The 22,267-nt window shown below is 38.5% G+C and carries 20 protein-coding genes, 2 pseudogenes and 1 riboswitch; of the genes and pseudogenes, 13 read left to right on the top strand and 9 right to left on the bottom strand.

The genetic code is table 11. The features are described 5' to 3' along the window. Positions 1-147: 147 nt before the first annotated feature. The 3 genes from I3259_RS04490 to I3259_RS04480 all read right to left on the bottom strand — a co-directional run bounded on the left by I3259_RS04490 (position 148) and on the right by I3259_RS04480 (position 3,070). Positions 148-1,053: a manganese-dependent inorganic pyrophosphatase gene (locus I3259_RS04490; RefSeq protein ID WP_238028521.1), complete on the bottom strand. Its 906-nt coding sequence runs from the start codon at positions 1,051-1,053 to the stop codon at positions 148-150. A gap of 254 nt (positions 1,054-1,307) precedes the next feature. Beyond that, a complete protein-coding gene (locus I3259_RS04485) occupies positions 1,308-2,312 on the bottom strand; it encodes a GGGtGRT protein (protein ID WP_005368218.1) in 1,005 nt (334 codons plus the stop codon). A 65-nt stretch (positions 2,313-2,377) separates the two neighbouring features. Beyond that, positions 2,378-3,070: an iron-sulfur cluster assembly scaffold protein gene (locus tag I3259_RS04480; protein WP_005368217.1), complete on the bottom strand. Its 693-nt coding sequence runs from the start codon at positions 3,068-3,070 to the stop codon at positions 2,378-2,380. Positions 3,071-3,291: 221 nt separating this feature from the next. Next, a riboswitch (Fluoride riboswitch) is annotated at positions 3,292-3,359 on the bottom strand. Between the two features lie 492 nt (positions 3,360-3,851). Between I3259_RS04480 and I3259_RS04475 the strand changes: the two genes are divergently transcribed. The 3 genes from I3259_RS04475 to emrD all read left to right on the top strand — a co-directional run bounded on the left by I3259_RS04475 (position 3,852) and on the right by emrD (position 7,541). Continuing rightward, the gene (locus I3259_RS04475; protein WP_238028520.1) at positions 3,852-5,129 is read left to right on the top strand and encodes an alpha/beta fold hydrolase; all 1,278 of its coding nucleotides are present in this window, start codon (positions 3,852-3,854) and stop codon (positions 5,127-5,129) included. Positions 5,130-5,396: 267 nt separating this feature from the next. Beyond that, the gene (gene ribA / locus I3259_RS04470) at positions 5,397-5,996 is read left to right on the top strand and encodes a GTP cyclohydrolase II (RefSeq protein WP_238028519.1); all 600 of its coding nucleotides are present in this window, start codon (positions 5,397-5,399) and stop codon (positions 5,994-5,996) included. A gap of 330 nt (positions 5,997-6,326) precedes the next feature. Next, positions 6,327-7,541: a multidrug efflux MFS transporter EmrD gene (gene emrD / locus I3259_RS04465; RefSeq protein WP_238028518.1), complete on the top strand. Its 1,215-nt coding sequence runs from the start codon at positions 6,327-6,329 to the stop codon at positions 7,539-7,541. 98 nt (positions 7,542-7,639) lie between these two features. Here the strand turns inward: emrD and I3259_RS04460 are convergent, their stop codons facing one another. Further along, positions 7,640-7,966, bottom strand: a complete 327-nt coding sequence (locus I3259_RS04460) for an HI1450 family dsDNA-mimic protein (protein WP_005368211.1) — start codon at positions 7,964-7,966, stop codon at positions 7,640-7,642. 240 nt (positions 7,967-8,206) lie between these two features. On the opposite strand from I3259_RS04460, the gene I3259_RS04455 reads away from it, so the two are divergent. The 3 genes from I3259_RS04455 to I3259_RS04445 all read left to right on the top strand — a co-directional run bounded on the left by I3259_RS04455 (position 8,207) and on the right by I3259_RS04445 (position 12,009). Continuing rightward, positions 8,207-8,977, top strand: coding sequence for a nucleotidyltransferase domain-containing protein (locus tag I3259_RS04455; RefSeq protein WP_238028517.1), 771 nt, complete (start codon positions 8,207-8,209; stop codon positions 8,975-8,977). Positions 8,978-9,001: 24 nt separating this feature from the next. Then, positions 9,002-11,386, top strand: a complete 2,385-nt coding sequence (locus I3259_RS04450; RefSeq protein WP_238028516.1) for a DNA polymerase II — start codon at positions 9,002-9,004, stop codon at positions 11,384-11,386. 101 nt (positions 11,387-11,487) lie between these two features. Continuing rightward, positions 11,488-12,009 (top strand): YqhA family protein, encoded by a 522-nt coding sequence (locus I3259_RS04445; RefSeq protein WP_238028515.1) that lies wholly within the window; start codon positions 11,488-11,490, stop codon positions 12,007-12,009. A gap of 73 nt (positions 12,010-12,082) precedes the next feature. Here the strand turns inward: I3259_RS04445 and I3259_RS04440 are convergent, their stop codons facing one another. Next, complete coding sequence (locus I3259_RS04440; RefSeq protein WP_238028514.1) at positions 12,083-12,400, bottom strand: hypothetical protein; 318 nt, start codon at positions 12,398-12,400, stop codon at positions 12,083-12,085. Between the two features lie 257 nt (positions 12,401-12,657). Between I3259_RS04440 and I3259_RS04435 the strand changes: the two genes are divergently transcribed. Then, complete coding sequence (locus I3259_RS04435) at positions 12,658-12,921, top strand: DUF1289 domain-containing protein (RefSeq protein WP_080902005.1); 264 nt, start codon at positions 12,658-12,660, stop codon at positions 12,919-12,921. 79 nt (positions 12,922-13,000) lie between these two features. Here the strand turns inward: I3259_RS04435 and rplY are convergent, their stop codons facing one another. Next, positions 13,001-13,279 carry a 50S ribosomal protein L25 gene (rplY, locus tag I3259_RS04430; protein WP_006645495.1) on the bottom strand — a complete coding sequence of 93 codons (279 nt, stop codon included), beginning with the start codon at positions 13,277-13,279 and terminating at the stop codon, positions 13,001-13,003. Between the two features lie 377 nt (positions 13,280-13,656). Here rplY and I3259_RS04425 point away from each other — a divergent pair, with 377 nt between their 5' ends. Beyond that, complete coding sequence (locus I3259_RS04425; protein ID WP_238028513.1) at positions 13,657-15,696, top strand: TonB-dependent hemoglobin/transferrin/lactoferrin family receptor; 2,040 nt, start codon at positions 13,657-13,659, stop codon at positions 15,694-15,696. Between the two features lie 83 nt (positions 15,697-15,779). Here I3259_RS04425 and gss read toward each other — a convergent pair whose 3' ends face one another. Next, on the bottom strand, positions 15,780-17,660 hold the full coding sequence (gss, locus tag I3259_RS04420; protein WP_238028512.1) for a bifunctional glutathionylspermidine amidase/synthase: 1,881 nt from the start codon (positions 17,658-17,660) through the stop codon (positions 15,780-15,782). A gap of 331 nt (positions 17,661-17,991) precedes the next feature. On the opposite strand from gss, the gene I3259_RS04415 reads away from it, so the two are divergent. The 5 genes and pseudogenes from I3259_RS04415 (at position 17,992) to I3259_RS04395 (ending at position 20,654) form a co-directional block, all read left to right on the top strand. After that, on the top strand, positions 17,992-18,222 hold the full coding sequence (locus I3259_RS04415) for an amphi-Trp domain-containing protein (protein WP_238028511.1): 231 nt from the start codon (positions 17,992-17,994) through the stop codon (positions 18,220-18,222). Positions 18,223-18,339: 117 nt separating this feature from the next. After that, on the top strand, positions 18,340-18,915 hold the full coding sequence (locus tag I3259_RS04410) for a class I SAM-dependent methyltransferase (protein ID WP_238028510.1): 576 nt from the start codon (positions 18,340-18,342) through the stop codon (positions 18,913-18,915). A gap of 59 nt (positions 18,916-18,974) precedes the next feature. Further along, positions 18,975-19,352, top strand: a pseudogene (locus I3259_RS04405) (MmcQ/YjbR family DNA-binding protein). Between the two features lie 35 nt (positions 19,353-19,387). Next, positions 19,388-19,861, top strand: coding sequence for an ASCH domain-containing protein (locus tag I3259_RS04400; protein WP_238028509.1), 474 nt, complete (start codon positions 19,388-19,390; stop codon positions 19,859-19,861). A 220-nt stretch (positions 19,862-20,081) separates the two neighbouring features. Then, positions 20,082-20,654 (top strand): protocatechuate 3,4-dioxygenase, encoded by a 573-nt coding sequence (locus tag I3259_RS04395; protein WP_238028508.1) that lies wholly within the window; start codon positions 20,082-20,084, stop codon positions 20,652-20,654. Between the two features lie 9 nt (positions 20,655-20,663). On the opposite strand, the pseudogene I3259_RS04390 reads toward I3259_RS04395, so the two are convergent. Both I3259_RS04390 and I3259_RS04385 read right to left on the bottom strand, forming a co-directional pair. Then, positions 20,664-20,870 (bottom strand): annotated as a pseudogene (locus I3259_RS04390) (LysR family transcriptional regulator); the annotation flags it as partial. A 43-nt stretch (positions 20,871-20,913) separates the two neighbouring features. Continuing rightward, positions 20,914-21,777 (bottom strand): AraC family transcriptional regulator, encoded by an 864-nt coding sequence (locus tag I3259_RS04385; protein WP_238028507.1) that lies wholly within the window; start codon positions 21,775-21,777, stop codon positions 20,914-20,916. Positions 21,778-22,267 lie beyond the last annotated feature (490 nt).

The raw sequence follows: 22,267 nt of genomic DNA, 5'->3' as shown, positions 1-22,267 counted from the left end.
TGAAGTTGGATATCGTTGTTGTAAGCAAAAAGAGCAGATAATAATGATGGCTAAAACTGAAGGTTGTGAATGCGTTAAAATAAAAAACGCGATAGGAGTTGCCTCTTATCGCGCTTTTTTTAACTACGTTGTATTAATACTTGATGATTAAGCAAGCACAGTTTGTAGCCAAGGCCAGCCTTGTTTCTTACGACTTAGTGTATTTTCCATCATTAGAACGCCATCTTTAGCGTGTGTATCCAAGATGTTATTCCAATCACCCGTGTAAAGTAGGCGAGTAGTACTTGTCGTAATGTCTGTTAGCATTAGAGCAGCCATTGCTAAACCTTCTTCGTCACAACGACGTTGTAGATCCGCTTGAAGCTCTTCAATCATGCTGTCAACTTGCTCTAGTGTTGCAAGTTCAATTTGACCTACAACAACGTCACGGTTGTTGAAAGGGTAGCCTTTAAGATCTTTATCTACTAATTGCGCAGCAGTTAGACCTTCAATGTCAGTCTTAGCAATTAGCAGTGCTTTAATGAATGCTTCAAGATCTTGTACGTCAGCAATTTGAGCAAGCTCGTGTACTGCGTCTTTATCTTTCTGAGTACATGTTGGCGATGCAAAGCCAACAGTGTCAGATAGGATTGCAGACATCATAAGAACAGCAAGTTCACGTGTAATTTCGTGGCCTTCGATCTTAAATAGGTTAAATAGAACCGTACAAGTACAACCTACAGGCCAGATCCATGCTTCCATTGGGTTGATTGTCATTACATCACCTAAACGGTGGTGGTCAACAATACCAACAACTTCTGCTTGAGCAAGATCATCAGGTGCTTGAGCAAGATCAGAGTAGTCAACTAACCATACTTTCTCGCCAGCAACACTTGTGCGTAGCTCAGGAGCTGTAACGCCTGCTAGCTCAAGAATGTGTTGAGTTTCACGGTTCATTTCGCCTTGACGAATTGCTGTTGCTTCAAGACCACGTGCTTTAAGAAGCGCTGTACAAACTAGTGCAGAGCAAATGCTATCACTATCAGGGTTTTTGTGACCTACTACTTGGATCATGATGTTTCCTTAACTAAGTCATACAGTTCAGCACTGAATGACGTAATACGATTTAACTTAATTACAGCCGATTATACCTATAAGCCTGCATTTTTATAGGTATAAGTGTTATCAAGTATATTGAGTATCGAAGATTTTAGAGATTTTTTTCTTATATTCAACAAAATTAACAACTAGCAGATAAAAATAAAGGCATGGTTAATAAAAACCACGCCTTTTATCGTTATTTGAAGATAAAGCTTTTAAATTGCTACTTACGCGTTTTGCGCTTGCTCAATTGCTACTGCAACAGCAACTGTTGCACCAACCATTGGATTGTTACCCATACCGATTAAGCCCATCATTTCTACGTGAGCAGGTACAGATGAAGAACCAGCAAACTGAGCGTCAGAGTGCATACGACCCATAGTATCAGTAAGACCGTAAGATGCAGGACCTGCAGCTACGTTATCAGGGTGTAGAGTACGACCAGTACCACCACCTGACGCAACTGAGAAGTAATCTTGACCAGCTTCTAGACGCTCTTTTTTGTATGTGCCAGCAACTGGGTGTTGGAAGCGAGTAGGGTTAGTTGAGTTACCTGTAATAGAGATATCAACATTCTCGCGGTGCATAATCGCTACACCTTCACGTACATCATCAGCACCGTAACAGTTAATTTCGCCACGTTGTGTTTGAGAGAAACGACGCTCATTAACAATTTCTAGTTCACCGGTAGTGTAGTTGAACTGAGTTTGTACATAGTTAAAGCCGTTAATACGTGCAATAAGGTAAGCCGCATCTTTACCCAAACCGTTAAGAATAACGCGTAGTGGGTTAGTACGAACTTTGTTTGCATTCAGTGCGATTTTGATTGCACCTTCAGCAGCAGCGTATGATTCATGACCTGCAAGGAATGCAAAACATTGAGTCTCATTGCTTAGTAGACGCGCACCTAGACGACCATGACCTAAACCTACTTTACGTTGGTCAGCAACAGAGCCAGGGATACAGAATGCTTGTAGGCCTTGACCCAAAAATTCAGCCGCTTCAGCTGCTGTTTTAGCACCTTCTTTTAGCGCGATTGCAGCACCTAAAACGTATGCCCATGATGCGTTTTCAAATGCGATAGGTTGAGTTTCTTTTACGATATCGTAAGCGTTAACACCTTTGTCTTCGATGTATTGACGCGCTTCTTCAAGTGAAGCAAAACCGTATTGTTCTAGAACAGGTGTGATTTGGTTGATACGACGATCAAAGCTTTCAAATAATGCAGCCATGATAAAATCCTCAATAAATTTAGCAAATTAGGTGTAATTAAATATATGGATAACAGCTTGGCTGATTATTCGTGACGAGGATCGATAGTGCGAACCGCTTCGTCAAAACGACCATATTGACCTGTTGCTTGTTCCATTGCTTGATCTGCAGGAACACCTTTACCGATAGATTCCATCATCTTACCGATGTTAACGAAACGGTAGCCGATGATTTCATCGTTGTCATCAAGTGCAATTTTAGTAACGTAACCTTCAGCCATCTCCATGTAACGAGGACCTTTTTCACGAGTACCGTAATGCGTACCTACTTGGCTACGTAAGCCTTTACCAAGATCTTCAAGACCAGCACCAATTGGTAGACCATCTAAAGAAAAAGCTGTTTGTGTACGACCGTAAACGTATTGAAGGAAGATTTCACGCATTGCAACGTTGATAGCATCACACACTAGGTCAGTGTTAAGTGCTTCAAGGATAGTTTTACCAGTAATGATTTCTGAAGCCATTGCTGCAGAGTGCGTCATACCTGAACAACCGATAGTTTCGATTAATGCTTCTTCGATGATGCCATTTTTCACGTTTAATGTAAGTTTCGCAGCACCTTGCTGTGGAGCACAAGTACCGCAACCGTGGCTAACACCAGAAATTGCAATAACATCTTTAGGTTGTACCCAACGACCTTCAACAGGAATGGGTGCAGACTCGTGATGTGGACCACGAGAGATAGGACACATATTTTGTACTTCAGTTGAGTATTGCATTGCTCTGCCTCACTAGACACCGCGTTACTAATTATAAAACTCAGAGTAGGGAAGAGTTTTATAACGCTCAGCCGTGTTGAATTGATAATTCTTTATCGATCAGAAAACAGAAGAGGACAAAAATGAAATAACAACGCGACGAATGCAAAAATTAATATAATTAATTAAAATTATTAATATCCATTTAAACAAATACACGGTCCTCGACGATTTAAAGCCGAATGTTGTTAGACGTCATTATCCTTTATTGAAAGGCGGTTAAAGGAGGAACATCATCTCCCGCCATAAATCTATTATTTATGGCAAACGATAAGAGATAAAAATATCTACTTCGTTGATAGTATTAATATACTCTTTTATTTTAATACTGTGCTATTTAAAAAAAAGAAGAAAGATTTCAAATATGAAAAAATTGAATGATAATAAATATCATTCACATCAATGATTGTGACATTAATATTATCGTTTTTTATATATTCTCGCGAAGCATAAAAAGGCATAGGCTTCGCATAAAAAAGCCTTGAATAAAACTTTAAATAATCAACTTGCATTAAAAAAGAATGCTTATGCCTAATATAAAGATTATCGAGGGTAGTCTCCAACGAAGCAATAAACTGTCATTCATCATTTAGAGGTTACGCAATATCAAAGTGAATGTTTTTATTTTTTGTTGTATTCAAATTAAAATGATTCATGCAAATTATAGATTGTGCTTAATAAGCTGGTGGAATTAATTAATAAATTGCTTAGTTTAATGATTTAATATTGGTAAGGGAAAAATATGCAAGAATTATTTAAAAGTGATGGTTTACTATTTAAGTCTCACTGTTTTGAGGCACCATTGGATTATAAAAACGATAATCAACAAAAAATTACTGTTTACGCCAGAGAGGTAGTGAAACAAGGCAACGAACATAACGATTTACCGTGGTTAGTATACTTACAAGGAGGGCCAGGGTTTTCATCACCACGTCCGACAGGTAATTCAGGTTGGCTAAAACAAGCATTAACAAAATACCGTGTATTATTACTTGATCAGCGAGGCACAGGGAAAAGTACCCCTATATCTCATCTAACATTGGCTGATAAAAAACCTGAACAGCAAGCTGAGTATTTAAGCTATTTTCGTGCAGATAATATCGTCAAAGATGCTGAATTTATTCGTGAATCATTAGACATAAAGCAATGGAGTATTTTAGGACAAAGCTTTGGTGGTTTTTGTGCATTACATTATTTGTCTTATTATCCTAAGTCATTAACATGCGCTTATTTAACAGGTGGCATTCCTCCTATCACAGGGCATGCTGATAATGTTTATCGTGCGACTTATAAACGCGTACAAAGTAAAAACCATGGCTTCTTTTCTCGCTTTCCTAATGCGCAGCAACAGTGTGTAAATATTGCGAATTATCTCTTAGATAATGATGTCAGATTACCGAATGGGCAGCGTTTTACTGTTGAACAGTTTCAATTATGGGGGATTAATTTAGGTAGAAGTGGAGGTGATTTAGCCATGTACTACATTCTTGATGAAGCAGTTATTGAAGTTGGTGGTAAACCTCAATTGAGCTACAGCTTTTTAAACCAAATGTTATTAGAACAAAGCTATCAGACAAATCCTATTTACGCTATTTTGCATGAATCTATTTACTGCCAACATCAAGCATCGAATTGGTCAGCAGAACGTGTACGCAGTGAATATGCGGAGTTTAATTATACTAAAGGCGATACTTTCTTCTTTACTGGGGAAATGGTCTATCCATGGATGTTTGATCAATTGCATTGTTTACAGCCACTCAAAGCTGCCGCAGAGTTACTTGCAGCGAAAGAGGATTGGCCTTACTTATATGATGCTAAACAGTTAGCCAAAAACACCGTTCCGGTTGTCGCTGCTGTTTATATTGATGATATGTATGTTGATTATGATTTAAGTTGCCAAACAAAGGCAGGGTTAAGTGATTCTAAAGTGTGGATCACCAATGAATATGAGCATAATGGGTTAGGTGTAGCTGGAGAGGTTATTTTATCCAAATTGATGACGTTAGTGGATAGACTATAAAATAGTTGAGTAAATTGCTTGGGTACTGTGTGTGTTATAATATAACATATTAATGATAGTACAGGTGATTTCCTACTATACAGTACGATAAATTCTACCTGTTGGTGATCTTTTTAAGCGATTAACCACGTATTATCTTTGTTTAAAGCGCAGCACTGTTGTCATGTGATAATTTTCGCTATTATTTACAGGTTGAAATTAAGTCGATAGTCATCATAAGCAATAACACTCCTTATGATTGAGTATTAGCAAATGCTTAGGAAGAATATGGTAAATGTTAGGGCAAGAGTGCCTTTTAAAGTTGGTTTAAAAAGCAATATTCCTGCAGATTTGCTTTCGTTCAATGGGCTTGAGTCTGGTAAAGAGCACGTTGCCGTTATTTTTAAAGATGCAGATAAAACGATAGCACCCTTGGTGCGTATGCATTCTGAATGTTTAACTGGGGATGTTTTCCATTCATCTCGTTGTGACTGTGGTGAGCAGTTAGATGAAACGGTTGAAAAGATGGGTGAATTAGGCGGTATTATTCTTTATCTTCGTCAAGAAGGGCGTGGTATTGGTTTATACAATAAAATTGATGCTTACAAGCTTCAAAGTGAAGGTATGAATACATACGAAGCAAACAATCATCTAGGGTTTGGTGATGATTTACGTGATTTTAGTGAAGCGGCATATATGCTGAAAGCTTTGGGCTTAACAGATATTCGACTTGTTACTAATAATCCGAAAAAAATTCGTGAGTTAAGCGAAAATGGTATCAATATTGTTGAAGTTGTTGGTACTAAGGCACACGTAAAAGATGGTAATGAAAGTTACCTTAAAACCAAAGCTAGTCATGGCCATCATCGTTTTAATTTCGAAAATTAAACAAAATTGTATGTAAAACAAGAAGCCCTGTATTGCTCACAGGGCTTTTTTGCATTTGTTTAATTCACTTGTTCCATTTCCCCATACATATACATTAGAAAATGTAATCCAAATCTAAATTTTATTCGTGCTAAATCAAGCAATATCCTCTTGTCTTAATCCAGCATGAGGATTAACATCTCGTTTTAAATTTAGTCATTGGCTCTAATGTAAGAGCATATATCGAATATTATTTTCATTATTTGCTGTTAAATTAGAATTATATTCTGATAGTGGTGCTCGTTTATATTTAATCGAGTTCGTTACGAGATATTATTCTGTCTGAGGGAAATGGTTGTGGTTAAGCAATCGTCTTCGAATATGGGCAAGTTCTTATTCTTGCTTATTATTTTTATTGCTGTTGGGCAAATGACCCAAACAATGTATGTGCCAGCAATTCCAGAAATGGCAACATACTTTGGCGTTAAAGCTGCTTATTTACAGGCTGTAATGGCTGCGTATTTAATTCCTTATGGTTTATCGCAGTTTGTTTATGGGCCGTTATCGGATCGTATAGGCAGACGCCCTGTAATGATCAGCGGTATGGTCATTTTCTTGATTGGTACTGTTATTGCGTTAGTAGCCCCAAGTTTTGATGTACTACTACTTGCTAGTTTTATTCAAGGTATGGGTACTGGTACCAGTGGTGCAATGAGCCGAACTGTTACACGCGATTGTTATGACGGTGATGACTTACATAAAGTAAATAGTTTAGTCAGTATGGGGGTGATCTTCTCTCCATTGATCGCACCTGTATTAGGTGGCTATTTATCAGAGCACCTAGGCTGGGAATCTATTTATATTTACCTTTTAGGTTTTGGTGCACTTGTAACGTTAGCCTTGATGCGTTCTTTTGGCGAAACATTACCCGTTGAAAATCGTCGAGTGGAGCGTGTATGGGTAAGTTACCGTTACGTATTATCTAATCGTCGTTTTCAAGGTTATGTGGTGTGCTTAATTGCAACATTTGCAGGTGTTGCGACGTTTGAGGCATCGGCTGGGGTGTTATTAGGTAGCGTATTAAAACTTGATCCAAGTACTGTTAGTTGGCTATTTATTTTGCCTTTACCTGGTTATTTATTGGGTTCTTGGGGATCAAATAAACTGATGAAGAGATTAGGCACAAGCCGTGTTTTATTCTTGGGTATGTTTGCCTTACTTGCAGGTGCTATTACGATTATTGTTCCTGGTATTGAAGGACTAGTAACGGTTACTAGTTTAATTGGTGGTGCGTTTGTTTATTTCATGGGCGCAGGTGTTTTATTTCCAGCCGCAACCACATTAGCCATTCAGCCGTTTCCTCAACATGCCGGTACGGCAGGGGCAGTGCTTGGTGGACTTCAGAATTTAGGTGCCGGTTTAGCTACATTGGCTGCATCAGCAATGAGTGCACAAAGTCAGTTTAATTTAGGCGCTGTACTTGCTGTAATGGCAATTATTGTCGTATTAAGTTTGATGTGGATCCGACGTAGTGAGAAACACGATATTACTATTTTGGCGAGTTAATTAAGTTAGATAACACAGATAGTAGTCAAAAAAAGGCGATATCACATCACGTAAGAAAGGATGTTGATATCGCCTTTTTTATATCAGGAATACGATGTTTAATCGCGTTTCCATAAAATATGACAGCCTTTGTTTTCAGGATCACGGCTGATTAGCATGCGTGCAAACACGTCATCTAGTTCATCATTTTCTTCGTTAACAAGACCAATGATAACTTCAGCAAAAAGCTCTTTATCCACATCAAAACCAGCGTGTTCAGCCCAGTCATCACGTGTTTCAACGATTTCAGCTGCACCACGATCTTCAAATTGTGCAGTGAATAGTAATACGTCTGCTGGCTCTAAGTTATCTTGTGCCATTTCTAAGAAAATATCGTATGCCGCATCGATAACGTCATCGTAAGAAATCAGGTTTTGAGTTTCCATAGATTAAGATCTGTCTCTTTGTTTGTAAGAGTGGTGATTATACTAAAACCTCAGTAAGAAGCGATGCCTATGATGGTTTGAATGAAAATTTAAGCAGAAAAACAGCGATTTTGAGTTTTTACTATCGATAGGTTGAATTTGATAGTATATAGAGAGAATAAAGCATAAAAATCTACATTTATATTACGATTTGTTATTGTTGTTTTTACGGATTGAAGCTGTCTATGAGTTGTATTTGTAATGAAAACACTACCTGTTCTTGATGAATTAACCCCATTTCAAGCACCTTATATGCCAGTGTTATTAGCTTTGGTAAAACAATTGCAAGCTGAGTTTTCAGAGCAGACACACAGCATATACCTTAATGGCAGTGTTGCCGCTCGTTGCGCGATAACAGAACGTTCGGATCTTAATATAACACTGGTTGTTAATAGATCATTATCGGCATCAGAAAACCGCGTATTAGATTCACTATGTCAACAAATAGCCTATCGTTATAACGTTATCACTCAGGTTGATCTGACGGTGGTTACGCGAGATGAAGTGATGACACTGACATCGATTTTTAAATGGGGTTTTTGGTTTAAGCATTGTAGCGTATGCCTCTATGGCGATAGCTTGGCAACACAATTTGGTTTGTTTGAACCAAGTTGGGAGATAGCAAAAGCCTTTAATAGTGATATAAAAAGGGTACTTGCGGATTGTCGTAGTAAAATCATGGCAACGAAAAGCGTGACAGAATATAACGCATTGTGCCGAAAGGTGGGTAAGAAGATGCTACGAAGCTGTTTTATGCTGGTGGCACATCGCACATCGAGTTTAGCTTATAGTGAGCAGCAATGTGCTGACTTCTTTCTTCATTTTTATCCTGACAAAACAGTCGATATTGAACGTATTCAAATTCTTATCAATGGTCCGCAAGTGCCCAAACGTGCCGCTTTGTTTTTAGTTGAACATGTCGGGAATTGGATTGTGGCGGAGTTTGAAAAAATAGAAAAAAAGATCGGGTGATCATATCAACAGCAGAGGTTTTATTTGCAGTCGTTAACAACGGGTTTTGTTTTAACTCGCCAAAGTCGTGACATTAATGGACAAACAGAAATCATTCTCTGGGTGAAAACAGAAAATGGTCCATATCGTTTGTCTATTATTGGCGATAAGCCTGTTTTCTTTGTTCGTACAGAGCAGAAAGCGCAAGCTCAACAGGTATTAACGAGTGCGAATATCACGACAGAGTGGAAAGAACTGCCACTTAAAACCTTTCAGCATCATGTTGTTTCTGCCTGTTATTGCCACACTATTCGCGATGGCTTCTCTGCGGTAAAAGCACTTTCTGCAGAGCTCATTGATGTTTTTGAATCAGATATTCGTTTAGCAGATCGCTACTTAATGGAACGTTTTGTTCGTGGTGGTTTAGTCTTTACGGGTGATCATCGTCAGCGTGCTGGTCATATTGAAGTAACAAAAACTAAAGTAAAACCGATTGATTATGTGCCAACATTGAATGTCGTGTCGTTAGATATTGAATGTTCTGAGAAAGGCGTACTGTATTCTATTGGTTTACACAGCGATGCTGATAGCCGAGTGATCATGGTAGGGCAAGCACCTAACGGTTATAGCGATTCTAGTGAATTGTTCATCGAGTGGGTCGAAAATGAAAAGGCGTTATTGCAATCGTTAGAGTCGTGGTTCATGGCTTTTGATCCTGATGTGATCATCGGATGGAACGTGATCGACTTTGATTTTCGTTTATTACTGCATCGTGCGGAGTGGAATAAAGTTAATTTACGCATTGGTCGTGGACGACAAACGCCGCATTATCGACCTTCTTCGCAAAATCCTAATCAAGGTTTTATTACTGTTCCTGGACGAGTTGTCATGGATGGTATTGATACACTTAAAACAGCGACTTATAACTTCCGTTCGTGGTCGTTAGAGTCGGTTTCACAAGAATTACTGGGTGAAGGTAAAGCGATTCATAATGTGCATGATCGGATGGCTGAAATTAATCATATGTTTCGCCATGATAAGCTCTCTCTTGCTAAATATAACTTACAAGATTGTGAGTTGGTGACTCGCATTTTTGAACATACTCATTTACTCGATTTTGCTATTGAACGTTGCCGTTTAACGGGCGTTGAATTGGATCGTGTAGGGGGCTCAGTTGCCGCCTTTACTAATCTTTATATGCCGCAATTACACAGAGCAGGGTATATCGCGCCAAACCTTGTTAGTGATAATTGGATAGCAAGTCCCGGTGGTTATGTGATGGATTCTAAACCCGGGTTGTATGATTCTGTATTAGTTCTTGATTTTAAATCACTATATCCTTCGATTATCCGATCTTTTCGGATTGATCCTATGGGGCTAGTAGAAGGGTTAAAGCAAGAAGAAGGTAAAGCCGATCACCAAGCCATTCATGGGTTTCGTGGTGGGCGTTTTCACCGTACAAAACACTTTCTGCCGAAGATGATTGAAGATTTATGGGCAGCGCGCGATCAAGCTAAACGTGATGGCGAAAAAGCCTTTTCCCAAGCAATTAAAATTATCATGAACTCATTTTATGGTGTATTAGGATCGTCAGGCTGTCGTTTCTTTGATCACCGTTTAGCTTCATCGATTACCATGCGTGGTCATGAAATCATGAAATTAACGAGAGAGTTAATTGAAGCTAAAGGCTATGAAGTGATTTATGGTGATACTGATTCAACCTTTGTATCACTTAAAAAAGCCCATTCACAAGATGACGCTAATGCCATAGGGAATGACTTGGTGGCTTATATTAATCAGTGGTGGACAGAACACCTTCGTGAGGAATATGGCTTAACATCGGCTCTTGAGATTGAATACGAAACGCATTACCACAAGTTTTTAATGCCTACTATTCGTGGACAAGAAACGGGTAGTAAAAAACGTTATGCAGGTTTAGTGTGGCGAGGGGATACAGAAGAAATTGTATTTAAAGGATTAGAGACGGTACGTACAGACTGGACAGCATTAGCTCAACATTTTCAGCAGTCACTTTATCAAATGGTGTTCCATGATCAGGATGTTGATGATTATGTGCGTGATTATACTCAGCGAACGTTAGCTGGGGAGTTTGATGATTTGCTTATTTACCGTAAACGGTTAAGGCGAAACTTAGCGGATTATCAGAAAAATATACCACCACAGGTTAGAGCTGCTCGTTTAGCTGATGAAATGAATCTAAAACTAGGTCGTCCTCGTCAATACCAAAACAAAGGAACGATTGAATATGTTTTTACCACGTCAGGTGCTGAGCCAAGTGAGTATCGACAAAGTCCGATTGATTATAACCATTATATCGATAAGCAATTGAAACCAGTTGCCGATGGTATATTACCCTTTATTGGTAAGTATTTTGATGATATCACTGCGCCGCAGTTGGGTTTATTTTAATGGTGTGTATAGAGTACCTGAAATGCTATATGAGTATTAATTGTTACTAGTAGTTTATGGTTTATTCTTTATAATGTTAAAAATTTCAAATAACGCTCATTATGAAAAAAACATTTAATGCTTTTCGATACGTCGGCTGGTTAGCTATCATTTGCTCTACTCTAGGTTCATTATTACTTTTTATTGTTGGCGCAATGAAAACGTATACCGCGTTTGCAGTGGTATTTCTTAATGAAGTACCGCACAACAGTCTCGCGCATTTAGACACAGCAGATATAGCGACGTATTATTTAATTAAATCGCTCGATACATTCTTAATTGCTTTTGTATTGTTTATCTTTGCTCATGGTGTATTCACGCTATTTATTTCAAATAAGAAGCCAACAGACGCAGATAAAACGAATGTTTTAGGTTGGATAAAAACGCCTAATATTGGGCATTTAAAGAATGTATTAGCAGAAGTGATTGTGATCATTCTTTTTGTTAAGTTCTTAGAGGCCGTATTAGTTAATTTCGATAATCTAGACTGGAAGATACTTATTTTACCCGTTTCAATTTTACTGCTTAGCCTTGGTTTGAAATTTTTAAATTTGGCAGAAGAGTCTGATGATAAAGCGGAATAAGACGACTGATTTTAAGTGAAAGTATAAAAAAACGCGCTATATAAGCGCGTTTTTTATTGCTAATGAGTTAAGGCTATTTAAAGAATTCAACTTTAGATACGTCTTTAGTATTAGCAAGAATAGGATCGAAGTTGATCACACCACGGTTTTGAGTACAGATTTTGTATACATCACCACATTCAAAAATAGCTAAAATTTCTTCAGGTGCCCGGAATATTTCAGGTGGTAGTTTACCCACCTCACCAATACATACGGTTCCTTCATGCGACCAAACTAGCTTGCTTACACGTTTACTATTACTTGGAATAGGTGCAGAAACGTGTGCTGCAATTGATGAATAAACAGATTCCGCTTGTTCAAGGTCTTTAGCCGATGGTACAAAAAAATCCATGGTTCCCTCCTGTGATATATCTATTCGGGGACATGACTAGATATATTATGTAAAAATTCGTTATCAGCCATGACAACTCAAATAACCTTAGCAGAGTTAAGGTGATGAAAGCAACTAACATAAGTGACTATTTTTTCATGAAATCAATGTTGAATTAACGAATTAGCAAAGTTTTGTTCGTATTTTTCACTTAATAACAGCACTTATTACAAATATCTATTATTCTCAGTTAAGGTGTGATAACGAAACTAATAGACATGGAACAGAAAGACTTTTTTGATATTCCAAGTCCCTGTAAACGTATATGTGAAGTGAATAATAAGGGATATTGCAAAGGATGCTTCCGTAGTAGGGAAGAGCGTTTGTATTGGCTTAAAATGACCGATGATGAAAAACATCTGGTACTTGATATATGTCGTCGCCGTAAACAGCAAGTGTTAAGGCGTCACCGAGCTAAACTGCAGCAAGAACTAGATAAAAATATAGAGCAAGAAGATGATCCGCAACAGTCATTGTTTTAGCAAAATATCGATGCAGTTATTTTAGATATAAAAAAAGCACTCCGAGGAGTGCTTTATAAAAGTTTTTATGAACCCGCAATTAGATGCGTTTGAAGTCCATGTGTTCAACTTTAGGCTTGAACGGGTGACGTTGAATGTCTTGAGGCTTAACTTTAACTTCTTGACCGTCGATTACTAGTACGAAACCTTCGTAGAACTCAGGCTTGTCCATTTGGTTGATAACATCGCTGTGCTTAAGAGCGATAGCAACTGGTGCTGCTTCACCACCGTAAATGATACCTGGGAATTGCTCTGCAAGACGTAGGCGGCGGCTCGCACCTTTACCTAGGTCAGTACGTACTACTGCGTTGAATTTCATAATCAATACTCTTTGATATAAATGATTCACTAAGTAATGCGACCTTACTTAGTGTCGTAAAACGAGCGCGCATACTAACAATCATATTGCTGTTTATCAAGCGTATTAAAGTGAAAAATAATACTTATTAAATAACAAATAAATAGATGGGTTAATTGTTTTCTTTTTGTACGAAAAATACACGTTAATTATACTGTGACCACTTTTTCTTAATGTTAGCAATCAATACAAATAGCTTATATAGCAATGAATATTCCCTCTAATAATGCGAATCAAATAAGTACCATTTCTTAATCTAAATGATAGTAATTATCGTTTTTGTTTGTAATAATGTTTGTGAATTTTGTTACAAATAAAAAATTGTGAAGTAGGGATATATGAACAAGCAATTAACTCTGATCGCTAGCTCTTTAGTAGCGGCTCTTTCTCCATCCGTTTATGCCAGCAACGATGTTTCTCAATTTGATGAGGTTGTTGTTTCGGCTTCGAGAGTTGATGAAACTAACCAAGATAAAACAAGGACTGTTGCAAAAGTTAGCAGCGAAGAACTTGATGAAATGCAGGTTAATTCAGTCGCTGAAGCGGTAAAATTCATACCAAACGTGTCTGTTGCTGGTGGTAATGTTGCGAGTAATCAATCTATTAATATTCGTGGCTTAGAAGGGAATAAAGTCCTACAGGTTATTGATGGTAACCGCCAAAATGCCCAATTTGATCACCGACCATCCTTCTTCTTAGACCCAACTTTGATCAGTGATATTGAGGTAGTAAAAGGTCCTGTAAGTTCTTTATATGGCTCAGGTGCAATTGGTGGTGTTGTTATTCAAAATACAATCACTGCAGATGATTTGGTAGAAGATACAGGCTTTGGTGGCAAAATTAAGACGGGCTATCAGAGTAACGGAAATGTTGTTACCACCGTTGGTGCGATTGCTAACAAACAAGATAATGTTGATTGGTTACTAGCAGGTAGTTACCAAGATAGTGGTGTGATGGAGCAAGGCAATGGTTATAAGCTCTATGGTACTGAAGCGATTAATAAGACGGGGTTAGCGAAATTTAATTGGCATTTTACCGATAGTCAAAGCATCGGCTTAGATTACCGCATTTCTGATTATGATGGACATCCACCAGTTGTTGGTTCAGCTGAGCCATTAAGCTCAAGAGATAGCTTGATTGATCGTACGTCTTCGGATCAAAACATTACATTAAAGTATGCTTATAATCCTGAAAGTAACTTAATTGATAGTGCGTTTAGAGTTTATCGTAACGATACAGATATTAAAGAGTTGGGTAATGGAAGTACTGAAAAAGATATCAGTTCTATTACCACAAAAGGCTTCTCTGTTACCAATAAATCTGATTTAGATCGTTTCCAAGTCTTTATTGGTGCTGATGGTTATGAAGATAAATTAGATACTAAACGTCCTGCTACAACTTCGGGGCGTCCAACTCCTCCAGATGGCGCTAAAGCAACAACCTTAGGTGGCTTTGCTCATGTTAATTACTCCTTATTAGAGTCACTTGAATTAGATGCAGGCTTACGTTACGACACGTTTGAGTCAGAAGCTGAAGGATTTGAAAATAATAAGCAAGATGCTTGGTCTCCATCTGTAGGTGCTAACTGGCAGGCAACAGATTGGATGGCATGGTCATTAAGGTATGACGAAGCATTCAGAGCGGCAAGTACGTCTGAATTATTTATGGACGGTACTCACTTTGCAATGGGACCTATTACCAATGTATTTGTACCTAACCCGAATTTGAAGCCAGAGCAGGCACATAATATCGAGTTAAAAGGTACATTTAATTTCGATAATCTTATTGGTGATGATGAATTACTGATCACAGCTAGCGTTTTCCAAAATAAAGTTAAAGACTTTATCAATCTAGATGTAACAGTACCAAGCCGTAGCGAAATGATAGCGTGTATGATGGCAAACCGTGGCTCTGGTGTTGGGTGTGGTGGTACAAGTACTTCAGATAACATCGACAATGCTAAGTTAAAAGGTTTTGAAGTTGTTGCCCAGTACCGTTATGACAGATTGAATACATTGCTATCGTATGGTCAAACACGTGGTAAAGATGAAAAAACAGGTGAGTGGTTAAGTAATATCCCTGCCGATAAATGGGTGGCGCAAGTTGACTACGGTATTTGGGAAATTGATACCAAGGTAGGTACACGAGCGATCTTTGCCAGCACTCAAGATCGACGTCCAAAAGACGATAACGAAGGCCCTTATAAGTCTTACGAACTTGTTGATTTCTATGCCTCATGGGAGCCAACGTCAAACATGGAAGGCTTAACAGTTGATTTTACTGTTGCTAATGCGTTTGATGAAAACTACCGCACACCGTGGACACAAGTTTATGAGCCAGGTCGTTCATACAAAATTTCTGCTGAATATAAGTTTTAATCCTTTAATACTTATATAAATAAAAACCGCGCAGTTTTACCTAAAGTAAGCTGTGCGGTTTTTTATTACGTTGAATCAGGTTATCAATTTTTCAAGAACGCACTATCTTCTAATACAATCAAAGGTTCGATATCACTGTCTTTTTTTATCACCAGTGAATCATCTGAACGTAAACATACACCGCCGTAGTTCCCATCGACAGTAAAAGTGCAAACCTGAATATATTTATCCGCCACTTTAGGTAAGCACCACAGTTGTTGGTAGATGTTTTTCTGATTATTAAATTGCCCATCGGTTGTATCTAATACTGAATCGTTATGACTAACTAAATCAATATTGCTGCCACAGCGTCCTGCAATAGGCTTAACGGCATACCCGGTTTGGCGAAGTTCATCGGTAACCGTGAAGTCAGTATCTAATAAATAATGGTGGTGGGGGAATAAAGACCAAAGCACAGGTAATATTGCTTTGTTACTTGGTATCACAGTCCATAGTGGCTCAAACACTTTTATTTCTGGGCGAAGCAGTACATCGATTAGGCGCACTTTTGTATCAGGGTAGCCAGTGTGAATAGGCACAGCAGCATATTCTGTACTGCTAACTTCACGCACTTGATCCATTGCGGTTTCCCACGCCCATGTTTTCCATACACACTGAATCAAACGTTGGTCGTCATCGACTAATTGTCCAATATTGTTCCAATGTATACCGTCCAACCCTTTGAGTATTTTGCTTTCAATACCAGCTAAGGTTAACGCTTTTTGCATAAATAACGCATGGTAATCTTCTTCTGCATCATCATCTTGCATGATATGTACAAAATCGTACTCTTGGCTGTATTTCCACACACTGGCAAGCTCGTTGAGTAGATCTTCAGCAGGGCTATTTTCAGTAATGTCGCCACCTTGCTCTGCCCATTTCTGAATGATCAAACACGCTTCCGTGTGGCAAGACGCGGAATCAGCATTGTATTCATATACTTTCAATCCATCTTCAGACATACAGAAATCAAGACGACCCGTTAACATACTATGGCGGTGTTTTTGCCATGATAACCGTAAACGAGGCCATAAAATTTTCGGAATATCGAACAGTTCAAGCAAACTATCGTCTTGAAGTACTTTATCAGTGGCGTGTAAGTACATTAAATGTAATTCGTTAGTGGCTTTGGCTAATTCATGCTCAGCACTTTCAGAAATAGTGAAATAACGGTAAATATCATCGTTAAGTAACTGTTTGCTGTTGGCTTGTTGATAGGTTAATTCAAGCTGGTCAGTTTCATCTAACCAAGGGATTGAGAATTGCGCTTGGTTATCACGATAGGCACATTGAATATTTAGTAGCTCAGGTGAAGGAGAGGGTTGAGGTAAACAATCATGCGCTTCGATGTTATAGGCCATCCAACCTAAAATTTCGGAGTCTTCAAACGTATCTTCAATGGTGTAGCAGCCATCTTCAACGTGTAAGGTTAATACACGTGTCCATTGTTGACCTAATGGCAGTGGTGCAAACGTGACGTTTTGCTCTGCGATCATCACTTTGTTATCGATAATTTGAGTAATAATTGCCACGTGACCTGTTTCTTGAAACTCTCCACCTTTTTGCCAAATCAACAATGAACCTGCGACAGGCGCTTGGCGAGAACCATTTGCAAATGCGTAAAGCGGTAAGATTTTATCGTTAACGACTTGACGTAAAAAACGTAACGAAAAAATCTCATACGCCATACCAACATCGGTAAATACCAACCCGTAATTGATATATAAAAAACGGCGAGCGAACTCAACACATTGCCATTTATACCCCATGTATTCACCATGAACGTAGCTACGCATGGCGGAATCATCGGTGTATTCATTTTCATCAATAGTACTGTAATCGGAAGAGTAAATTGCAATACCACCTGGGGCATAACCTAGCAAAGTGCCAAAAGGAGCATTATTGGCGTGATCGTCTGTATTCATAATGTGGCCTACATGTAATTATCGAAACAAAAGCAAAGAGCTGTATGTTTTGATGGTTAAACTTTCTATAGCGACCGATGATGTGGCTCAGTGTTGAGCAAATAAGATATGCATTCGCATCAGGGGAGTATGGAAAAACCGTTATCTATCAAGCTAAAACTTTCAGCAAAAGCTTTCAATGCGGAAATGTGAATTGTAATGATATTTCAATGATTTGGACATTTACTGAAACGTGTTGTAGCAATACCTGTTGGCTTCTTAAACAGTTGTAATTTATTTAATTCGATGTAATTTTATTAACGTTGTTTTATATCTTTAAAAGGAGAAAATCATGACAGAAAAACAAGAAAGAGACATAGAAAAACAATATTCCAATGCTGAATTTGCTGCCAAGTTACGTCGTCTAGCGGATGCGGTAGAAAATGGCACTCGTTTTGACATTCAAATTGCGGGTGAGCGTATTTATGTGCCTGTTCGTGCGGAATACAGCATTGAGCATGAGCGCGAAGGGGATGAAGAAGAAATCGAATTCCAAATTAAATGGCGTAATGACAATAACTAATCAAGATTGCAATGCTCTACCTATCGTAGAGCATTTATCTGTAAAAGCTATGATGATGTGAAGTATGGCTAAGTTTGTCCGTTTAAGGGGGCGTTATATGACAGAGGGAGGAAATCCATGAGTGAATGGGACTCTGTGGCGGATCGAGTCAATTTTAATTTAAAAATATCAGCTGATGATTTTGTTGCATCTGTACCGCTTGAATCTAAAATTTTGGACTTTGGTTGTGGATATGGACGCATCACAAAACAGATATTAGAGCTTGGTTATCGTGAAGTCGTTGGCATCGATTCATCGAAAGAAATGGTAAGCCGAGGTTTGAACGAATGTCCAGAGCTTGATTTAAGATATTTATCAACTGAGGTTTTGCCTTTCCCTGATAGCGAATTTGATTCGATAGTTTTGTGTGCCGTACTCACTTGTATTCCAGAGCAAAGCTGTCGTGACAATATACTTAGCGAAATACACCGAGTGCTCAAACCTCAGGGTATTATTTATCTAGCTGAGTTTTGTTCAGACCAAAGCTTACATTTTGTTTCAGGTACAGGCGTATCGATGTGGCATAGTTCAAAAGCAGAGTTTGAAGCGTTACTAATAGATTTTAATGTTGAGAGTTCTACGCTGGTCGATAACTCGACTATATCAGGTCATAAAAGTAAGGCAATCCATATCATCGCGCGAAAAGTTATATAACAGATAAGTAAATATTGGAAATACTTAACGCGGCTACATGATCTAATAGGGAAGTCAGTATGAATTACGAAGAATTTAACCATTTTTGCGGCTCTTTTATTGGAACAAGTCACGTCGTTCAATAGGGAAATTCCTATGTATGGAAAGTCGGTGGTAAAGTCTTTGCCATAGGTGGCTGGAGTGATGGTTCCCAAGCAGCATTCACGTTTAAAACGTCTAATTTAAATTTTGAGTTTCTTAGTAATAGTGATGGTTATAAACCTGCGCCATATTTTGCTAATCGTGGAATGAAGTGGATACAGCAAATTGAGACCTCGGGTAAATTAGACGACGATTTAAAGTATTATTTGTCTGAGTCTTACCGCATCGTAGCTAGTGGTTTAAGTAAGCGTAAACAACAAGAGTTGGGCATCGAGAGCCGAGCTGAACCACGCTAAGAATAAGCGTTCAAGACGAAAATTGAGTAAAGATCATGGATGAAAGAAGTAAATTATACCTAGAACAATATCTTAGTTCTCTGCCCTGTGAAAATGCATCAAAGTACACCTCATTTAGTTCCGATTATTTTTGTGCCGATGAATATAATGCAAACCTATGCGCTGATCTCATATTACGTGGTGAAAAACGAGCCTCATGCAGTTTAGAGATTTGGTATAGCGAACAAGGTGAACTTATGCCTGAAGTGGGACATCTTCAGGTTGTAACTAATTGGTCTGGTGAACCCGTTTGTATTATAGAAATAACTTCCGTATCAAAGTGCAAATACAATGAAATTACGGCTGAGTTTGCTGCGTTAGAAGGTGAAGGTGACAAAACGCTAGGCTGGTGGAAAAAAGCTCACTGGGATTTCTTCTCAAAAGAGTGCGAAGAACTCAATATCAGTCCATCAGAAGATATGGTGCTTGTCTTAGAGCATTTTAAAACTGTGTACCCAGTGAAAAAATAACAAATTGTTTAGAGTGTTTTACCATACGGGCATTTTACTGTGTGCTGGTTTTAGTGTTTAAGTTAGTTTGCTGAGACTTCGGTATTGCTTGCTTCACATCTTAACAAGGTTTTATATCCAAATGTTTCTGATGCTGATAAAACTATATTATCCACAGCTTAGTCTTGGCAAATCGTTCAATTTTAACCAAACTTAACTAAAACTAGCGATTGGTGACACCATGGAACGACGACACTTTTTAGCGCTTTTGAGTTTGATTTTTACGACACGTTTAAAAGCCAAAACGCCGATACAGTTAACACCTGAACAAGCAGAGGGACCATTTTATCCGGTCGATCGTATTCCTCTTCGATCAAATTTATTACTTCAGACTGAAGGATTAATTGGAGAGCCCATCATATTGCAAGGGAAAGTAGTGGATACAACGGGAAACCCTGTTTCAGGCATCAAACTAGAAATCTGGCAGTGTGATGGGCAAGGTATCTATTCTCACCCAAACCAGCCAAATACCGATATGTTTGATGCTCACTTTGCAGGGTTTGGCGCGGTGGAAACTCAATCGGATGGACGCTACTTATTCCAGACATTGTATCCTGTACCTTACGCTTCTCGTCCACCACATATTCATGTTAAGTTGTGGCATGGCAATCAAGAACTGCTTACCACCCAATTGTACTTAAAAGGTAATACTGGTAATGAATGGTGGGGTGGAAAAGCCCGTGATCATCTACAGTTTGAAACTATGCGAATCGACGGGCGTTTAACTGGTGAATTTACCTTTGTCATTGGCTAGCGAATCCGTTTAAGGCATTAGCTCAACCAATTGTTCTATGCGTTCTTTTTCTAATATTGGATGAGGTTCGGCTTCCGTGACTAGAACGATATCCACAGAAGGCTGCTATGGCATATTGTCTAAGATATTAAGATCGTCTGTAACGCTAATAATGCCCATTGCACCTACTGCTATTCCCAAGCTTACAATCGCTCTCTGTGCAGATGCCATATTACAGACTCGACGCAGGTCCGAGTCTATTATTTCCCTTAGCTACTTACTATTTGATCGGTAGGTAAATCTCCGTTAACAACTCACATTCATTGACTTCATGAACAAAATTTAAGTAACGGAAGTAACAAGGGTAGTCTCTTAATTCTTCTTTACTATCTGGCAGCCATTTTTGATATAAGTGATACACGGTGTCGCCAATGTTGTCATGGCTTCCTTTATGGATCGCCATAGCGCACCTGCCACTTGGTATTGTTCCAGATTTTATTCCATAGGTGTTCTCTGGAACCTCTCCTTTGTGCGAGCCACAGATATCAAACTGAAACTCATCATCTGGCGTATCGCTTGGGTCAGAGTGAGGAATACCAAATGTTTCGCTGGCTTTTATTGGAGATAAACCTGTCGATTTTCGCCAATTTATAAACTTAGCTGCTGTCTCGTATACCAGTAGTGGGCTACCTTTATGTTCAATTAATGCAACTTCTCTTTTTTCGAAATCTACGATTTGAACATCCATTACACTTTCTCCTGTTATTGGTGGATGATATTCATATTTTGAGTGCCAAGAACGCCACTCAGGCTGATTTCTAAATTGGGAAGGTGTTTGCCCAAATATCCTTGAAAAAGCACGTGTAAAGGCTTCTAGGCTTTCGAATTGAGCTTCAAAAGCAATATCAGTAACACTGAACTCTGACTCAAATGCTAACCTGAAAGAAGCGCGTTTCATTCGTGCCAGCAACACATATTGCATAGCACTGATCCCCATGAATGCCTTAAAGATACGGTGAAAGTGGTACTTTGAACTGGCAGCTACTGTGCTTAGTTGCTCAAGTGAGAATTCGCCGTCTAGGTTGCTATCTATAAAATCGCACACTTTCTTTATCTGTCGTTCATGACGTTTCATCACGCTCATTGTTTTTGATACTCCAACTCAGAAATCGTAGAAATGATACCTAGGAAGATTTAATTACGCCTGATTGAAATTGCTGGATGACGGATAGAATATAATTTGTGGAGGACGAATAGGTTTACTTAGTTGCCACATCAACAATTAATAACGCAGATCTTAACTACATGGTACTCAGTGCTTACTTCTATCCATTTCTTGTCCCGAATTTCCAAAGTTGGCACAATAGTTTGATTATTAGGTTTGACTTATTTCTGCCCCTTTATGCGTTAGACCTTTTATTCATTCATATCTTATTTAAGCGTCACTTTTGGTGCTCTAATTCACAAACACCGCCCTGATTGAATATTCTGAAACCAGTAACATCTTTAACAAAATTATGACGTCAAATTTGTACTTGTTTTATATGCTTTTTATTATAAAAATTCATGCTTTACTGTACAATTGTCTTGAGTTTCGATCACGAAGTTCGTGAAAGATCGAATATGTTAAATAC

Source organism: Photobacterium sp. Ph5 (genome assembly GCF_022129445.1).
Taxonomy (GTDB): Bacteria; Pseudomonadota; Gammaproteobacteria; order Enterobacterales; family Vibrionaceae; genus Photobacterium.
The sequence above is the reverse complement of the archived record's forward strand: the minus strand, read 5'-3'. Positions and strand labels throughout refer to the sequence as shown.

Excerpts from the sequence above, each read along its gene's own strand:
- I3259_RS04435 (WP_080902005.1), top strand. The coding sequence starts at position 12,658 with ATGGAACAGAAAGACTTTTTTGATATTCCAAGTCCCTGTAAACGTATA.
- I3259_RS04460 (WP_005368211.1), bottom strand. The coding sequence starts at position 7,966 with ATGGAAACTCAAAACCTGATTTCTTACGATGACGTTATCGATGCGGCA.
- gss (WP_238028512.1), bottom strand. The coding sequence starts at position 17,660 with ATGAATACAGACGATCACGCCAATAATGCTCCTTTTGGCACTTTGCTA.
- I3259_RS04475 (WP_238028520.1), top strand. The coding sequence starts at position 3,852 with ATGCAAGAATTATTTAAAAGTGATGGTTTACTATTTAAGTCTCACTGT.
- I3259_RS04415 (WP_238028511.1), top strand. The coding sequence starts at position 17,992 with ATGACAGAAAAACAAGAAAGAGACATAGAAAAACAATATTCCAATGCT.
- I3259_RS04425 (WP_238028513.1), top strand. The coding sequence starts at position 13,657 with ATGAACAAGCAATTAACTCTGATCGCTAGCTCTTTAGTAGCGGCTCTT.
- I3259_RS04490 (WP_238028521.1), bottom strand. The coding sequence starts at position 1,053 with ATGATCCAAGTAGTAGGTCACAAAAACCCTGATAGTGATAGCATTTGC.
- I3259_RS04400 (WP_238028509.1), top strand. The coding sequence starts at position 19,388 with ATGGATGAAAGAAGTAAATTATACCTAGAACAATATCTTAGTTCTCTG.
- ribA (WP_238028519.1), top strand. The coding sequence starts at position 5,397 with ATGGTAAATGTTAGGGCAAGAGTGCCTTTTAAAGTTGGTTTAAAAAGC.
- I3259_RS04480 (WP_005368217.1), bottom strand. The coding sequence starts at position 3,070 with ATGCAATACTCAACTGAAGTACAAAATATGTGTCCTATCTCTCGTGGT.
- I3259_RS04445 (WP_238028515.1), top strand. The coding sequence starts at position 11,488 with ATGAAAAAAACATTTAATGCTTTTCGATACGTCGGCTGGTTAGCTATC.
- I3259_RS04395 (WP_238028508.1), top strand. The coding sequence starts at position 20,082 with ATGGAACGACGACACTTTTTAGCGCTTTTGAGTTTGATTTTTACGACA.
- I3259_RS04485 (WP_005368218.1), bottom strand. The coding sequence starts at position 2,312 with ATGGCTGCATTATTTGAAAGCTTTGATCGTCGTATCAACCAAATCACA.
- I3259_RS04385 (WP_238028507.1), bottom strand. The coding sequence starts at position 21,777 with ATGAGCGTGATGAAACGTCATGAACGACAGATAAAGAAAGTGTGCGAT.
- I3259_RS04455 (WP_238028517.1), top strand. The coding sequence starts at position 8,207 with ATGAAAACACTACCTGTTCTTGATGAATTAACCCCATTTCAAGCACCT.
- I3259_RS04440 (WP_238028514.1), bottom strand. The coding sequence starts at position 12,400 with ATGGATTTTTTTGTACCATCGGCTAAAGACCTTGAACAAGCGGAATCT.
- rplY (WP_006645495.1), bottom strand. The coding sequence starts at position 13,279 with ATGAAATTCAACGCAGTAGTACGTACTGACCTAGGTAAAGGTGCGAGC.
- I3259_RS04410 (WP_238028510.1), top strand. The coding sequence starts at position 18,340 with ATGAGTGAATGGGACTCTGTGGCGGATCGAGTCAATTTTAATTTAAAA.
- emrD (WP_238028518.1), top strand. The coding sequence starts at position 6,327 with ATGGTTGTGGTTAAGCAATCGTCTTCGAATATGGGCAAGTTCTTATTC.